Annotated in this window: 12 protein-coding genes; 4 read left to right on the top strand and 8 right to left on the bottom strand. The window is 60.5% G+C overall.

Features of this window, described 5'->3' with window-relative positions; genetic code table 11:
• The 3 genes from R3C13_RS12300 to R3C13_RS12290 all read right to left on the bottom strand — a co-directional run bounded on the left by R3C13_RS12300 (position 1) and on the right by R3C13_RS12290 (position 5,092).
• Complete coding sequence (locus R3C13_RS12300) at positions 1-2,400, bottom strand: GumC family protein (RefSeq protein ID WP_371311125.1); 2,400 nt, start codon at positions 2,398-2,400, stop codon at positions 1-3.
• Positions 2,401-2,449: 49 nt separating this feature from the next.
• Positions 2,450-3,739 carry an outer membrane beta-barrel protein gene (locus R3C13_RS12295; protein WP_371311124.1) on the bottom strand — a complete coding sequence of 430 codons (1,290 nt, stop codon included), beginning with the start codon at positions 3,737-3,739 and terminating at the stop codon, positions 2,450-2,452.
• Between the two features lie 348 nt (positions 3,740-4,087).
• Positions 4,088-5,092 (bottom strand): glycosyltransferase family 2 protein, encoded by a 1,005-nt coding sequence (locus R3C13_RS12290; RefSeq protein ID WP_371311123.1) that lies wholly within the window; start codon positions 5,090-5,092, stop codon positions 4,088-4,090.
• Between the two features lie 345 nt (positions 5,093-5,437).
• Between R3C13_RS12290 and R3C13_RS12285 the strand changes: the two genes are divergently transcribed.
• Positions 5,438-6,583, top strand: coding sequence for an NAD(P)/FAD-dependent oxidoreductase (locus tag R3C13_RS12285; protein ID WP_371311122.1), 1,146 nt, complete (start codon positions 5,438-5,440; stop codon positions 6,581-6,583).
• A 7-nt stretch (positions 6,584-6,590) separates the two neighbouring features.
• On the opposite strand, the gene R3C13_RS12280 is transcribed toward R3C13_RS12285, so the two are convergent.
• Positions 6,591-7,538 (bottom strand): glycosyltransferase family 2 protein, encoded by a 948-nt coding sequence (locus tag R3C13_RS12280; RefSeq protein WP_371311121.1) that lies wholly within the window; start codon positions 7,536-7,538, stop codon positions 6,591-6,593.
• Between the two features lie 155 nt (positions 7,539-7,693).
• Between R3C13_RS12280 and R3C13_RS12275 the strand changes: the two genes are divergently transcribed.
• Entirely contained in the window at positions 7,694-8,584 is an 891-nt protein-coding gene (locus R3C13_RS12275; RefSeq protein ID WP_371311120.1) for a glycosyltransferase family 2 protein, read from the top strand.
• Positions 8,585-8,640: 56 nt separating this feature from the next.
• On the opposite strand, the gene R3C13_RS12270 is transcribed toward R3C13_RS12275, so the two are convergent.
• The 3 genes from R3C13_RS12270 to R3C13_RS12260 all read right to left on the bottom strand — a co-directional run bounded on the left by R3C13_RS12270 (position 8,641) and on the right by R3C13_RS12260 (position 12,138).
• The gene (locus R3C13_RS12270) at positions 8,641-9,792 is read right to left on the bottom strand and encodes an acyl-CoA dehydrogenase family protein (RefSeq protein ID WP_371311119.1); all 1,152 of its coding nucleotides are present in this window, start codon (positions 9,790-9,792) and stop codon (positions 8,641-8,643) included.
• Positions 9,793-9,822: 30 nt separating this feature from the next.
• Positions 9,823-11,016: an acyl-CoA dehydrogenase family protein gene (locus R3C13_RS12265; RefSeq protein WP_371311118.1), complete on the bottom strand. Its 1,194-nt coding sequence runs from the start codon at positions 11,014-11,016 to the stop codon at positions 9,823-9,825.
• Positions 11,017-11,142: 126 nt separating this feature from the next.
• On the bottom strand, positions 11,143-12,138 hold the full coding sequence (locus R3C13_RS12260) for a nicotinate-nucleotide--dimethylbenzimidazole phosphoribosyltransferase (RefSeq protein ID WP_371311117.1): 996 nt from the start codon (positions 12,136-12,138) through the stop codon (positions 11,143-11,145).
• 134 nt (positions 12,139-12,272) lie between these two features.
• On the opposite strand from R3C13_RS12260, the gene R3C13_RS12255 reads away from it, so the two are divergent.
• Positions 12,273-12,467, top strand: coding sequence for a DUF1289 domain-containing protein (locus tag R3C13_RS12255; RefSeq protein ID WP_371311116.1), 195 nt, complete (start codon positions 12,273-12,275; stop codon positions 12,465-12,467).
• 3 nt (positions 12,468-12,470) lie between these two features.
• Positions 12,471-13,010, top strand: a complete 540-nt coding sequence (locus R3C13_RS12250; RefSeq protein ID WP_371311115.1) for a TIGR02281 family clan AA aspartic protease — start codon at positions 12,471-12,473, stop codon at positions 13,008-13,010.
• Here R3C13_RS12250 and pyk read toward each other — a convergent pair.
• The gene (gene pyk / locus R3C13_RS12245) at positions 12,997-14,421 is read right to left on the bottom strand and encodes a pyruvate kinase (protein ID WP_371311114.1); all 1,425 of its coding nucleotides are present in this window, start codon (positions 14,419-14,421) and stop codon (positions 12,997-12,999) included. The genes R3C13_RS12250 and pyk overlap by 14 nt on opposite strands.
• Between the last annotated feature and the right edge of the window lie 58 nt (positions 14,422-14,479).

The following is a 14,479-nucleotide window of genomic DNA, read 5'->3' as shown; positions in this document are numbered from 1 at the left end:
CTAATTGTCGAATGAATCGACCGGCTCAGGGAAATTGGAACCAGCCCGCTCCGGCGGCGTCTGAACCGCGACGGGACGTTTCGACTTGTTCTTCGATCTCGCGCCGACGCTCGACAAATCGAATCCGAACACGGAGCGCTTCGTCTCCATCTGGTAATACTTCCGATATGCCTTGTAGGAGGCGCCCGGATCACGATGGTGACGACGACGATTCAGGTCGACCATATTGAGTGTGACACCCAGCAGGTCCGCCTTGAAAGAACGCAGGAGGTTCAGCGATTGCTTGACGGCGACAGTCGTCGAGTGGCGCCAGCGCACGACAAGGATCGTCTTGTCCACCTTTCCCGCCACAACACGGGCTTCAGCCATCAGCAGCAACGGCCCCGTGTCGATCAGGATAAGGTCATACATGGAACGCAGACGGGCCAGGAGATCGTCGAATGCGCGCGTGCCGAATACGTCATGAGGCGTGTGCCCGGAGAGCGAAAGCGGCAGAATGTCCAGCATCGTCTTGCTGTCTTTCTGGATCGCATCCGAAAGCTGGCCCGCGCCAAACAGGTGCTCGATGAAGCCTATCTCAGGCGTCATACCAGCCATCTCGGTCAGCTGGCGGCGACGGAAGTCGCCGTCAATGACGATCGTCCGCGATCCCGACATAGCCGACATGCGGCCAAGGCTGAGCGTGAGGCTCGTCTTGCCTTCGTCCGGCAGAGAGGACGTGATCGCAACAGTCTTGGTCTCACTGTCAAGATCCGAGAACGCGATCGCCGCGCGCAAATATCGCACGCTTTCGGCGAACGCGGACAAGGGATTTTCGACAAGGAACTCGGCTGGGCTCGCCTGCCCCATGCCAAACAGATTTGCATTGCGGATCAGAGGCACCGAACCAATCGCGGGGATACCAAGCTTGCGCTCGATTTCCTCTGTGGAGCTGAGCTTGGAGTCGAACATCTCGGCGATCAGGGCGAGACCGCCGCCAAGCAGTCCACCCAGTATGGCACCGATGATGAGATTCAGCGCCTTCTGCGGGGAGGCCGGCTTGCGCGGAACAGATGCATCTGAAAGGAGGACGGCATCGGCCTGCACAAGGTCATCCTGTTCGCGGGTCTCCTTGGAACGCGCGATGAATTCCTCGTACAGGACGCGGCTGGTCTCTGCGTCCCGCTCAAGCTCACGCAAGCGCACATTGGCAATAGAGTTACCGCGCAACTGTGCGTTAGATTGGTTGATCCGCGCCTGGATCGAATTGACCTGGTCCTGCTTGACCTTGACTTCGCTCTCCAGGTTCGTAGCGATCCGGCGGATCTCTGCGTTGATCTGGCGCTCAACATCGGCGACCTCATTCCGGGCACCGATCAGTTCCGGGTGCTGAGGCCCAAGCCGGGTTTCCAGTTCCGCGACGCGTCCGCGCAACGTGGACAGCTGTGACTTCAGACCCGTGATGAGCGGAGACTCAAGAACCTCGCCGATGCCTTCTGGCCCAGCTCCGGAGTCGATCTGACGACGCGCGCTCTCGTAACGCGCCCGAGCCCGGTTCAATTCGACTTCGAACTGCGTCTTCTGGGTCGTCAGGTAGGCGATATTCTGTTCCGTGAGCGTATTGCCCATGGCCGTGTCGAGATTGTTCTCAGCACGGTAAAGTTCAACGCGCTTTTCCTTTTCGGCCACTTCGTCACGCAGGGCCGTAACACGCTCGCTCAGCCATTCGGTCGCCCGGCGGGTGGCGTCAAGTTTGGTTTCAAGCTGCTGGACCCGGTACTGGTCGGCCACCGCATTCGCAAGGCGCGCCGCTGTCTCCCGCGAAGTCGACGTGACCGTGATCGTCAGGAGGTAGGTCGTGCCGACCCGGCTGACCGACACTTTGTCGATCAATGTACCGACGACCCCGCGCATGATGGCAGCTTCGCGTTCTTCTGCCGTCATGCCGGCATATGGGTCCGGCCGCTCGACATTCATGCCAAGGCTGCGCTGAATCGGCTTAACCAGCCCGTCGAGCGCGCCCCGCTTTTCCTCACGAAGGGTCCAGTTGAATTCAGGATCCTCGATCAGGCGCTGCTTCTCAGCCACTTTCGAAAGAAGCGACTTGGAAGAAATCACCAGCACTTCTGTATCGATTTCCGCCGTATTCGGAGCAATCCCCTGCAGAACGCTACCGAGGTCGATGACGTTTTCCTGATTTACCGTCAGCTGGATCGTTGCCGAGGCCTTGTAGGTCGGCGTGGCCGTAAAGGTCACATAGGCAATCAGGAGGAACGTCGTCAGGAAGCCTGCAACGATCAACCAGAACCGCCGGTAAACCAGCCCGACCAGCGACTTGATGCTGAAAATCGATTCCCCCGTGCCGCCAGACGGTGAAGTTGCAAGTTGCGATGGCAGCTCGATGCTGAAACTCTTGGTCAAGGTATTCTACCGTCAAGATAAGAGGAAAGGAGGGGCTGGCTTTAACCGATCAGGGATGCAGGCTGAGTTGAACGCCGATCAGGTTCACACCATAGGAACGATCAAACGTAAGCGACGTGCCGGAGGAGTCGCGATTCAGGCTGCGGACAAAGCCCTCAAGATGAACCTTCTTGTTCATCTTGTAGATCAGGCCAGCGCCCAGTTCATCAATATCGTCTTTGCGATCGGCTTCCTGATAATCGTAGTTCGCGTGGCGGTACGATCCCGACAGGATAATATTGCGCTTCAGCTCGTGATCGATGCGCGCACCGACATCCGTGGAAATCACGCTGGGTGACTCGAATGCGCCAACATCCTGAGCGCGCCGGCCTGCTGTAAAGGTCACCGTTGTCAGGCGCGTCGGGAACCATTGCATCCGTCCATCCACCGAGAGCCCATCGACGTCCTTATAAAGCGGGTCGTCCTTTTTCTCGGACAGATAACCGACCGCAATGTCACCGCGGACAAGAGCGGTCAGCTCAAAGTCGGCACCACCGGAAATTGTATATCCACTGGAATCCCGGGTATGGACAACACCACCGATGACCTGGTCGTACTTGTAAGACTCGTCGCGCATCGTGCCCTGTGCGAACACAGCAACGTTGGGCGACACAGCATAAGAGAGACGGGAGCGCCCCTCGAGCGTGTCGCGATCCCGGTAGTCAACATTCGTAATGCCATTGAGCGGAACAAGGCAATCGCACTCGAAGTCAGATTGGATCGCTGCGATGGAATTGGTCCAACGCACACGGTCATTGGTATAATTGGCCTGCGCCTCAACACCTGTCCGGTCGATTTCGACCGGATGGCGGAAGCTGGTTTCACTTCCCGGCTCCGTCCTGGACTCGTTGGCGCGGTCAGCGAAGACCGAGGCGCCGAAAGAAAAGTCCCGCGTCACGTCCAGACGTCCGCGCAATGCACCCCGCCACTCTGTATTCGATTCAGTCGAGAAATCTGAAAATTCGTTTCTGTAGGCGGCAAATTCAGCACCGACCTGGTGAACCGACCAATTCGTGCGCGCGGCGACGCTCGCGCCAACGCGGGCAATCACGTCGGACTGCTCGTTGGACGCGGCTGCGAAGACGTTGGAATTAGACGTAATGCTCGCCAGGGCCGTGGCATCCACCAGAAATGCGCCGAGGCGAATGGGCTCGGGGTCAAACTCGGGCTGACGGCGATCCATCACCGCCTGGTACTTGTCGCGGCTGTAATAGTTGCTCTGCTCCTGAGCGTATGCCGTGGAAGAAATCATCGCTCCGGCAGCAACAGAGAGAAGCCAGAAGCGTTTGAGATTGGTCATTGGAAACGTCCTTTTGAAGCCCAAAGAATGCTCGTTTGGCGCTGTTTACCTCAATCGGCTTGCAAGTCTTATACCAGAGCATCTTGAGATTGTGTGCCCCAGTTAACCATCAGGAACGCCACGTTCAAAGGACTCTGGCAAAATATTTCCGAAAAGACGGCAGCAAACGAACTCGGCAAGTACATCGGAAATGCAGCAAAGGTTAATACTCCCGTGCTTCGAATTCCCCATCAAAAGCCTTTACTTGGTTTTTGTGCCGCACCCCTGGCCAGGCAAAACGTTAATGAAGAACTCCCTCAAACGGGGGATATGAGGACATCAACTCGCCCCTCGGGTGTGCGGAAGGCTTCAGTTTGGCTGCTTGCGGAAGCCCGATGCGGCCCGCGCGACGACTGCGTCAAACATGCGCCCCGTCACGTGAAGGCTTGCCGGAAACGAGATGGTGTAGGCCTCCAGGAAGCGCGGGATGCTTTTTGACCGAACTGCCTCGATCGACGCCCAGACGGCCCACTCCCGTTCACAATAGGCGGTGTGCTCCTGCAGCGCCTTGCGCGACACGGCAGAGATACCCGGGCGGCGGAGCAGTTCGCGGCTGATCCTTGCCAGCCTCATATGGTCTTCGCGGCCCTGGCTCCTCGATGCGGAGCCTTCCCTGCATACGAAATAGTAACCCTCGGGATCGGTCAGCATCGCTTTCGCCCCATTCAGGAGCATACGGGCATAAAGCTCGAAATCCTCCCCGAAACGCAACTCTTCGAGATAAGGCGCCGGGTCGTCGCCGATCAGGCTGCTGCGGCGGATAAGCGGTTTCAGGAACCCGAGTTCCGAACGCTCAAGTTCGACATGGCTCGAACGTTCCAGGAAAAGCTCCGGCGTCAGCTCAATGTCGCCCGCCGGCTTTCCCGGCCAGAGACGTCGCACAGCAGTGGTAGGTGCATCATTGTGGGTAATGATCAAATTGTCGGCCACAATGTCCAGACCCTGCCGCCGGCCACGCTCCAGCAGCCGCGCGATCCGCGCGGGCTCCATCACGTCGTCGCTGTCGAAAGGCGTGAACCAGCCTGCATTTGTCGAACGCAGGGCCGCATTGCGGGCGCCCGATGGCCCCAGGTTTCGGGGCTGGCGGTGAAACACGACCTGCTCGTACCTGCGCGCATACTCTTCCGCGATCGACGGTCCCTCATCGGTCGAACAATCGTCAACAACGATGACTTCGAAAGTCGTTCCCGCGGGCACTTCCTGCCGGACAGCGCATTCGATCGCGCGGCCGATATTTTCCGCATCATTATAGAGCGGAATGACGATCGCGACTTTCGTCTCGTCATAACCGGAGCCTGGAGGAGATACCGTCATAGCGTAGATGGGTCCTGCCTGATCGTTCAGTTTACCTTACCAGAAGTCCCTGGCCGGGGCTCTTCAGGGCGTCTTGCTGCAAGAAGCGGGCTAACTGATCCACAAAGATGCACATGACATTCAGCATCAGCAATTCCCAACATGTCATAAACAGCGTTGCGTATAATTGCTGTTCCGCGCGCCTTACGCCGGCTGGCACAATGACAAGCCGGACGTTCAAAAAGTCGTCTTGCCCGCGGCGCTCATGCCGCCTTACTATCAACCCAGGCAGCATAAACGTTGCCGCCCATAAGCCGCCGGGCAAATAAATCTGGTGGATATCTGCTTCAGGGGCAGGCCAGGAATATGCCGGACGCGCAAAACGTAATGGAAGTCGATGCAATCGTAATCGGTGCTGGCGCCGTCGGCCTGGCCTGCGGCGCGGCCCTCGCGCGTGCCGGCCACCAAACCTTTGTGCTGGAAGCGGCGCTTCGCATCGGTTCGGGCACGTCCTCCCGTAACAGCGAGGTCATCCATGCCGGGATTTACTATCCAACCGGATCTCTGCGCCACAAAATGTGTGTCGCGGGCCGCCGCAGACTGTACGAATGGGCTGGCTCCCGCGGCGTACCTCACAAACGCGTCGGCAAGCTGATCGTCGCAACATCCGAGGGTGAAATTGCGGGCATGCAGGCGCTCTTCCAAAGAGGCTGCGAAAACGGTGTCGAAGGTCTGCGGCTGCTGACCGGGGATGAAGCAAAAGCAATGGAGCCCCACCTCGCCTGTGTCGCGGCAGTCCTCTCCGAAGAAACCGGTATCCTCGACAGTCACGCCTACATGCTGTCACTACAGGGCGATCTTGAGGATCATGGAGGCGCCGTCGTCCTAGGGGCGCCGGTCATGCAAATGTCGATACTGCCGGATGGCCGCTATCGCCTTCAGGTAGGTGGTGCAGAGGCGGTCGAGGTCGTCGCAAATATCCTGGTAAACAGTGCCGGCCTTCATGCGGTCCGGCTCGCTGGGGCGATGGACGGTTATGACCCTGCCCTCCTGCCGTTCTTCTCGCTGGCGAAGGGCAGCTATTTCAGCTGCCTTGCCAAGCCGGCGTTCAGCCGCCTGATCTACCCGGCGCCGGTGGAAGGGGGACTTGGCGTGCACGTCACGCTGGATCTGACTGGCCGGATCCGTTTTGGGCCAGACGTTGAATGGCTCGGACATGACGACCCTGACATCGTCGACTACACGGTTGATCCCGGCCGCGCCGACGGTTTTGATGACGCAGTGCGGCGTTACTGGCCAGGCTTACCTGATGACTCGATGGCACCCGACTATTCAGGATGCCGCCCGAAATTGTCCGCCCCCGGCCAGCCCGCTGCCGACTTCCGCATCGACGGGCCGGAGCTGCACGGCCATGATGGCCTTGTCCACCTGTTCGGGATCGAGTCACCGGGCCTGACGAGTTCTCTGGCGATCGCGGAAGAGGTCGTGCACCGCCTGTCAGGCAGGGCGTGAGTTCCGCCTATTTCGCGCGGCCGTACTCTTCATATTGCTTGCCGAAAGCAAACGTGACCATGCCCGCCCCACGGCAGACCGTGTAGCAGCGCGCCAGGACCTGCCGCGGATTTCCGAGGCTCGCAATCGCCACCACCGCCACGGCGGCAGATCCGGTCGCAACCCGGAGCAGTCCATGCGCCAGCCCCCTCGCCCGCGCGGCGCCGGGCGACATGTCGCGTCCGGCAATCAGGGCATCCGTAATACCGGTGCGATACCACCGCCGCATCAGCCATTTCGGCGTCGCCCGTCCCTCGGGGATATGCTCGAACACCCTGGCACCACTCGCCCGCGTCAACCGGTAGCCGGCATCCAGCAGGCGGGTAAAGAACAGCGTGTCCTCCCCTCCGGTCAGCGACATGCGCGTCTCAAACCGGAGACCCGTTTCGCGGACAACGCCAAGGTCGATCAGGCAATTGCAGGTGGCGCCGGGTTTCATCTGGTCTTCGTCGGCCGGAATTGACGTGCCGTGGATCGCCCAGTCACGCATCCAGCCGGGTGCCGTGTCCGGATAGACCGGGTCGACCGGACCAAAGACGGCAGCGGCATGGGTCGCCTCGTACCGCGCGATGAGGGCGGCGAGCCATTGAGGGTCGGCAAACTCATCGTCATCGATGAAAGCGAGCAGGTCATGGCCGGCGGCAAGGTCCAGCGCCCGGTTGCGGACATGCGTCACGCCCGGCTCGGCTTCAGTGTGGTAATGCAATGGAGCGCTGAATTGCGCCTGCCATTTGGCAACAACCGCCTCAGCTCCCCTGGCCGGGTCATTGTCGATAATAATGAAGGTGACGTCCGTATCAGCCGGGATCACCAATTCGTTGAGGCTTTTGAGCAGGCCATCGAGCAGGTCGTTGCGCTTATAGGTCGGTGCGGCGACCATCACCTTGCGGCGGGACACGACGGATTGGGTGTTCATTCTCGTCTCCTGCCCTGCCAGCATTACTCAGGCGCCTGCACTTTTATCCAGCCCTCACAGAAGCAAGAACCCTGCCGCACCGGAGCGGTTTTATTTGCCGCAGAATATTGGCACAGAGGTTGCGATCCAAGGCCCGTTTCCGGAGTCCAGCCCTTTTGAAGGTTAATGTCTGCGTCTGCACATTCCGCCGCCCCATGGTGGAAACGACCCTGCGCTCGCTCGACGCGCAGCGGGTACCGGACGGCGTGACCTTTGACATCATCGTCGCCGATAACGACGAAACAGCGTCAGCCCGGCGATTGGTGGAGGCATTTGCAGCAACGGCAAACCATACCGTGAGTTACATACATGCACCTGCTCGCAACATTTCAGTTGCCCGAAATGCCTGCCTGGATGCGGCTGATGGAGACTGGGTCGCCTTTGTCGACGATGACGAGACGGCCGACGACGGCTGGCTGGCGGCATTCCTGCACGCCGCGGATGATGGTGGGTTCGATGCCGTATTTGGGCCGGTGATCGTGGATTATCCGGAAGATGCCCCGGCCTGGATGAAAGAGACAGACATCCATTCGACCTATCCGCGCTACAGCCGCGGACAGATCATGACCGGCCATTCTGGCAATTGCCTGATGCGGCGCGGAGCACCGGCCATCGCCGCACAACGCTTCCTGCTCGACAAGGGGCGTACAGGCGGCGAGGATACCGAATTCTTCGCACGCCTGCGCGAACGAGGCGCGAAGCTGGGCGCCGCCCCTGAGGCGATCGTCCGCGAAGCGCTGCCCGCGGAGCGTATCAGCTATAAATGGCTGGAGCGGCGCTGGCTGCGCGCCGGCATCACGCGGGGCCGGCATGTTGAGCGCGCCGAGGGCGCTCTCGCACGACTTGTCGCCCTACCGGTGCAGACCGCGAAATGGCTGACCTGTATCGGCCTCATCCTGCTGACCCTGCCCTGGCCGGCACGGCACAATATGTGGCGCCTCAGGGCCGCCTATTATCGCGGCATGGCGCTTTCCGTGCTGAATGCCCGGGAAGAAGAACTCTACTAGCCCAAAGAAAAGGCCCCGGACCAGCGGTCCGGGGCCCATGTTTGTGTTTGGACCGCTTACTCTGCCGCGACCGGCATGTCGGCGGACAGGTCCGTATAGCGCTTCAGGTGATGGTCCATATTGCCGAATTCGGCATCGATCATCGTGAGGCGCTTGAAATAGTGGCCGATCGCAAGTTCGTCGGTCATGCCCATGCCGCCATGGATCTGGATGGCCTGCTGGCCGACAAAGCGACCACCCTGCCCGATGCGAACCTTGGCAGCGGAAGCGGCCTTCTTGCGGGTGACCGCATCGTCGCCGAGCTTCAGCGTTGCCATATAGGTCATCGACACTGACTGCTCGTATTCCATGTACATGTCGACCATGCGGTGCTGCAGCACCTGGAACTTGCCGATCGGAACGCCGAATTGCTTGCGCTGGCGGGAATATTCGACCGTCATCTCATTGGCGACCTTCATCGCGCCGAAGGCTTCGGCGCAGGTTGCCGCGATGGCCTCATCGGTGACGAGCTCCACGAGCGAAAGGCCGTTGTCGGCCTCGCCAATCACGGATTCTGCGCCGACCGCGACGTTCTCGAAATAGACTTCCGAAGCGCGGCGGCCATCGACGGTTGGGTAATCCCGTGTCGAAATTCCGGGGGCGGATTTTTCCACGACAAAGACCGTAACGCCCTGTGCATCGCGGCGGCCACCCGACGTGCGGGCCGTCACGATGAAATGGGTCGCCCAGGGCGCGCCAACGACAACTGCCTTGTGACCGTTAAGAACGTATCCGTCGCCGTCCTTCTTCGCTGTGGTTTCAAGGTCAGCGAGATTGTAGCGTCCGCGCGGTTCCGCGTAGGCAAACGCAAAGACGTTTTCGCCGGACATGATGCCGGAAAGGTATTCTTCCTTCTGCGCATCCGTTCCGCGCTTCAGGAAGCCGCCGCCGCAGACAACGCTCGGCACGTAAGGCTCGACCACGAGCGCCTTACCGAACTCTTCCATGACAACCATCGCGTCGATCGGGCCGCCGCCGAGGCCGCCATCCTCTTCGCTGAACGGTGCCATGAACAGGCCCAGTTCCGCGAACTGCATCCACATGTCCTTGTTCCATCCGGATTCGGATGCAACGATCTTGCGACGGGCTTCGAAATCGTACTGGTCACGGAGCATTTTCGCGAGGCTGTCGCGGAGCATGCCCTGTTCTTCGGTGAAATTGAAATCCATGTTCGTCGTTTCCTCTCTGGCCTCTGGCGCTTAAAGGCCAAGGATCATTTTTGTGATGATGTTGCGCTGAATTTCGTTCGACCCGCCATAGATCGAAGTCTTGCGCATGTTGAAATACGTCTCGGCGGCATAGCTGGAATAATCCGGACCCGCACCGAAATCGTTGCCGCTGACAGGCTCCATTCCATAGGCATACGGAGCACCATAGTGGCCGACCGCCTCAAGGGTCAGCTCGGTCAGGCGCTGCTGCACTTCGGTGCCCTTCACCTTGAGGATGGAGCTTTCCGGTCCCGGCCCCTTGCCGGCCGCTTCGGAGGCAAGCGTGCGCAGTTCGGTGAATTCCAGCGCCGTCAGGTCAATTTCCAGCTGGCTGATCTTGCGGGCGAAATCCTGCGTCTGGATCAGCGGAACGCCGTCGACGGTTTCTTTCGACGCGATGTCGCGCAGACGCTCGATGCCGCGCTTGGAGCGGGCAACGCCGGCGATACCGGAACGTTCGTGGGCGAGCAGGAACTTTGCGTAGGTCCAGCCCTTGTTCTCTTCACCAATCAGGTTTTCGACCGGCACACGCACGTCGGTCAGCCAGGTTTCGTTCACCTCATGGGTGCCGTCCATCAGTTTGATGGGGCGCACTTCGATACCCGGCGTCTTCATGTCGACCAGGATGAAGGAAATACCTTCCTGCTGTTTGGCAGTGGGGTCTGTCCGGCAAAGGAAGAAGCCCCAGTCGGCAAACTGGGCGAGCGTCGTCCAGGTCTTCTGGCCGTTGATCACATAATGGTCGCCGTCGCGCACGGCGGTGGTTTTCACACTGGCAAGGTCGGAACCGGCGCCCGGCTCGGAATAGCCCTGACACCACCAGACTTCACCGGAACGGATCCCAGGCAGGTGTTTGGCTTTCTGCTCGTCATTGCCAAAGGTGTAGATGACCGGACCGACCATCGAGACTGCGAAGGGCAGCGGCATGATCGTGTCCATGCGCGCATTCTCTTCGGACCAGATATAGCGCTGGGTGGAGGTCCAGCCTGTGCCGCCGTATTTCTCCGGCCAGGCCGGCACAGACCAGCCTTTTTTGCCAAGAATCTTGTGCCAGGCGAGAAACTGCTCGCGGGTCAGATCCTCACGCGCGCCGAAGCCAACCAGGTCTTTCGGATAATTCGTTTCGATGAAGTCCCGCACTTCCTTCCGGAACGCGATTTCTTCGGGTGTGAATTCGAGATTCATGAGGCGTCTCCTCGCAACGCAGTCTTTTATATCAGGCAGGCACTCGCCTCTCTATGTCAGCCATTCCCCCATGCTGGCAAGGTGACGCGAACGTAAACGGAAACAACGTCGCGCCATGACGTTGCGTCAGTGAGGGGCAGGTTCTGCAATAAAGGGGGCGCAGGCGGTCTTGAGAAGGCCAATTGCCGTTGCGGAACCAAGCCCGCCGCCCGTCTGGAACTCAAGCTGCATCAAGGGGTGCAGGCCGAGTCGCTCAAGAGAAGCTTCATGCGCGGGGCGCCGTGTGATGTGCGAAGCAAGGCAATGACTGATCGCCTTGGGATCAACCGCGTGGACGACGCCGGCGGCAATCGTGGTGGCAAATCCATCGAGTACGACCGGAATGCCCTGGTGCCGGGCCGCGACAATCGCCCCGACACAGGCTGCCAGTTCGCGCCCGCCAAGACAGCACAGGGCTTCGAGCGGATCGGAAAGGTGCCCCCGGTGCAGGGTCAGGGCCCGGCTGACCAGTTCCACCCGCTTGCGGGCGAGGCTCACGGGCGTCTGGCTGCTCGGACGCACCCAATAGTCCGGCGACCCGCCATAGAGCGCACAAGCGACTGCCGCTGCAGCGGTGCCGACGCCCGCACCCGACACGGCGATCGCCAGAAGATCTGGCTTATCTTCGGTGGCTTCAAAGCCATAGGCGATCGTGGCCGCACACTCTTTTTCATTCATGGCGGCGGTTTCGGCGATACTGGGGGTCGGCCGGTCAAGCGCCAGCTCGAACACGCGGATGCCGGCGCCGGCTTGGGTGGCTATCGCCGACAAAGGAGCCCGGCCTTCGCGCAGGGCGTCAACATGGGCCCGTGTGTCCTTGTTGGACGACATGGACACGCCTTCTTCGACCAGGCCATGTGAGCCGGCAAAAACAGCCAGCACCGGCTTCTCAATCCTGGGCGGATAACGGTTCTGCCAGTTTGCCAGCCATTCGGCGGCTTCTCCCAGCCGGCCGAAATCACCTTCCCGCCCCATGGTCAGAAGTGCCTCGCGGACTTTCAGGCCTGGCTCGGTCGCCGCCACAGGGGCGTTCCGGATCAGGGCCCGCACATCGGCAAGAGGGGCAAGGCTGGCTTCAGTCACTCAGATACTCCTTCATCCGGCCGGATAATCGCGCCGATTTCTGCAATCCGCATACCGGGGCATTGTGACAAGGATTTGTTACCCTCGACGTGCCACACTTGCTCCCGCGGCCCCTTCGGCTACAGGGTATATTGATGACACGCGACGCAATAAAGTCCCCCTGTATAAACGTTTGCGCTGTCGATGGTGCGACAGGCTGGTGTTTTGGCTGCGGCCGGACGCTGAAAGAAATTGCAGCCTGGGTCTCGATGGGTGAAACTGGCCGGGACGAGGTCTTGTCCTGCCTGCCAGACCGGATCGCCCGCCTTGAGGCAATGGGGAAACGCTGACGCATGTATGCTCGCCATATCTTTCCAATGCTGGCCGCGGCCGCGATAATCGCTGCAGCGGTGATTTTTTTCGTCGCGCCCAAGACCGCAGATGAGGCAACGCCAGCACCCGCTGCGGCAACGCTCACGAACGTCCCCGTCAGCGCGACCAGCACAACGCCCCGCGCGAATTTCGACAACGCAGCGATCATCAACCGGGAAGCCGACGGCCATTACTGGACCCGTGCCGACGTCGAAGGAACCGATGTGCGCTTCATGGTGGATACGGGCGCGAGCATTGTCGCGCTGACACTGTATGATGCCCAGCGCATCGGGCTGAAGCCGGCCGACCTCGAATTTGACAATGAAATCCGAACCGCCGGCGGGACGACGTTCGGTGCCTACGTTGTCCTCGACGCGATCAGAATCGGCCGGGTCGAAATCGAAGACGTCCGCGCCATGGTGCTGAAGGAAGGCCTGGAACAGTCCCTGCTCGGCATGAGTTTCCTCGGCGAGCTCTATTCATACGAATTCAAGGGCGACACGCTGATCATACGCCAGTGATCAGCTTTCCATCCTCACCCTTCCCGACACCGACTTCCCAGGCAAACCGCGCATCGTCCCCTGCCCAGCGGGCATAGGCGACGCGCCCCGTCAGGCCGGATGCCAGCATCAGATCACGATACCAATACGTCGCCCCGGCATTCAGGCGCTGAGGATGTACGCCCCACAACAGGCAGGCCTGCCGCAGGCGCTGGTCGTCCAGCGACCCGTACAGGATCGGTGCGGCACCCCGCACCCGCGAAAACCGTGCAAGGCGGCCGAAGTCTCCGGTCCGGAGCGCGAGCGCAGCCGCGCCCTCCGCCTCGGCCATATCCTGAGCCGTGCGGGCAACGACATCGATCGCCAGCGTTGGTGGCGGCTGCCCGGAAAACTGTGCAATCGAGGCCCGGTAATCTTCGGCGGTTTCCGTTGCACGGATGATGCGGGCCATGATGGCAACCGCTGTCGCCGGGTGGCGCCCGACGGCTGTTTCGGCTGACAGCATTACCGCGTCGGCCCCCTGATAGATCGCCGTGGCCACGTCGGAGGCTTCGGCTCGCGTCGGTGCTGCATTCTCGATCATCGACTCCAGCATCTGCGTCGCCACGATGACCGGCCGTCCCCGCGACCGGGCGGACCGGACAATACGGCGCTGGATGACCGGCACTTCTTCCGGTGCGAATTCCACGCCCAGATCGCCGCGCGCGACCATGACCGCGTCAGAAGCTTCGACAATCGCGTCGAGGTCCGCAATCGCCGCAGGCTTTTCAAGTTTCGAAATCAACGGTGCCCGGCCGGCAATGATGGCCTTCACTTCTTCGACATCGGACACGCTCTGCACAAACGACAGCGCCACAAGATCAACCCCGATGGACAAAGCAAAGTCGAGATCAGCCCTGTCTTTTTCCGTCAGTGCACGAACAGGCAGCGCCTTGCCGCGGACGGTGAAACCCTTTTTGTCCGTCAGCTTTCCCGGGATCTCTGCTCGCACACGCGGCGTCTTGCCCGCTTTCGTGACAGTGAGGATGAGCTTGCCGTCATCCACAAGGATCTTGTCGCCCTCTTCCAGAATATCGACAATGTCCTTATGCGGCACGGGGATCGTTCCGTCGTCTTCCGTCTCTTCCGCAGCGATGAGGTCGTATTCCTTCAGGAAGCCCAGGCGGATGCCGCCGTCAGGAAACTTTCCGACGCGGACTTTCGGCCCCTGCAGGTCCGCGAGCGTCGCAAGTGGCCTGCCAACTGCTTCCTCCGCAGCGCGCACCGCGTCGAGGGCCTCCTTGTGCAGGGCGTGTTCGCCATGGCTGAAGTTCAGACGGAAAACATCGACGCCCGCCATCGCGAGGGCCCGCACTTCCTTCGGCGAACGGCTGCCCGGCCCCAGCGTCGCAACGATCTTGGCATTTTCGCCTTGCAGTCGGTTCTGGCTCATCGGTGCCTCCGGCCCTATCCTAGCGGTAACGGCCCCTGTTTAGGCGACTCGGTAGCCA

Origin of the sequence: Hyphomonas sp. (assembly GCF_041398385.1) — a bacterium.
Taxonomy (GTDB): Bacteria; Pseudomonadota; Alphaproteobacteria; order Caulobacterales; family Hyphomonadaceae; genus Hyphomonas.
This window is presented reverse-complemented; position numbering and strand designations above follow the sequence as displayed.